This window comes from [Lactobacillus] rogosae (assembly GCA_900112995.1).
In the GTDB taxonomy this organism is placed as follows: domain Bacteria; phylum Bacillota; class Clostridia; order Lachnospirales; family Lachnospiraceae; genus Lachnospira; species Lachnospira rogosae.
The window spans coordinates 1-1,473 of sequence record FONU01000048.1 but is presented as its reverse complement, the minus strand read 5'-3'; the positions used below and the strand labels follow the sequence as shown (position 1 = coordinate 1,473).

Genomic DNA, 1,473 nt, shown 5'->3' with positions numbered 1-1,473 from the left:
TGATATGTACCCAGAATCCTGGACACATTGACTATTGCTCAGGCTCAACACATGGATGCTATCCGATATTTAACGGGCGGCATCCATTTTGTTTTTGCTTGAATTCTTTTATTATTGTAGTATTCTATGTATTCTTCAATAGCTATTGAGAATTCCTCAAAAGAAGAATACTCTTTCTCGCAGCCATAATACATCTCATTTTTTAATCTTCCAAAGAATGTCTCCATTATACAATTATCATAGCAGTTTCCTTTTCGTGACATAGATTGTATTATGCCGCGTTTTTTCAGTTCATTCCGATAATAAGCATTCTGATACTGCCAGCCTTGATCAGAATGTATTATAAGACCACTGAGATTAGGGAATTTTTCAAAGGCTCTTTTAAGCATGCGGCTAATCTGTTCCAGGTTTGGACTTGTTGAAAGATCATAAGAAATGATCTCGTTTGTATTCATATCAAGAATCGGTGATATGTAGCACTTTCCCCATGAAAAATTGAATTGAGATACATCGGTTGTCCATTTTTGCAGTGGTGCGGTTGTGCTAAAATCCCTATTAATCAAGTTGTCAGCAACCTTTCCAACAGTTCCCCTGTAGGAATGGTACTTTTCCTTTGGCCGTTTTCCTATAAGACCAGCCTTATGCATTAGACGCTGTACTCTTTTATGATTTACCTTATAACCACGGTTCAGTAATTCTTGGTAAACTCTGCGAACTCCATATCTGCTCTTGTTAGATGTGAATATCTCATTGATGTCATGCATTATGGCGCTGTTTCTCTCAGTAATCGCATCTTTTTTGCTTATTTCAAAGTAGTATGTAGACCTGGACATTGGCATAGCTTTAAGAAGGTGTTTCAGTTGGAATCCTTCAGCGCGGAGTTCTTTGATGATTGCCGCTTTTTCGCCTTGAGTCGCGCAGCTTCCCTTTCTTCTCTCAAGGCGATCTCTTTTTTTATCACTTCGATCTCGGCTTTCATGTATTCATTTTCAGTTCTTAACCGAATTAGTTCTTCATACTCAGATTCGTTGGGTTTTGGAGGTTTTCTCGTGCCTATTTTTTTCATATCAGGATTATTCGATTTACGACCTTTCGTTTTGTTAATAAGTCCATTATAACCGTAAATCTTATATTTGCGAACCCATTGATATAACATAGAATCACGAATTCCTGCGTGAATTGCGACTGATTTGTTGGATTCTCCGGAAATCACTCTAGCAACAAGTTCCAATTTTTCTTCAGGGGACCATTTTTTATAAGATCCTTTTGGCTTTAGTGCATCGGGCCCTTGAGCATCTTCAAGATGCATCCAATCATTTAAGTAATGGATAAAACGTTCTCTGGAAATACCTTTAGGAATGTCTGGAACAATCCCTTGGCGATACATCTCTACACATTTCCTTTTAAATTCATAACTATATCGCATAAAAATACCCTCCTTACTGGTTTGTCCAGTAAAGAGGGTACATATCA

Annotated in this window: 2 protein-coding genes; both read right to left on the bottom strand. The window is 37.7% G+C overall.

The window, feature by feature from the left end:
* Nucleotides 1–44: 44 nt before the first annotated feature.
* Nucleotides 45–890, bottom strand: a complete 846-nt coding sequence (locus tag BM157_RS12805) for an IS3 family transposase (RefSeq protein WP_318256009.1) — start codon at nucleotides 888–890, stop codon at nucleotides 45–47.
* Nucleotides 857–1,473: helix-turn-helix domain-containing protein (locus BM157_RS12800; protein WP_318256008.1), on the bottom strand; the 617-nt coding region annotated here is incomplete at its 5' end. The genes BM157_RS12800 and BM157_RS12805, both read right to left, overlap by 34 nt.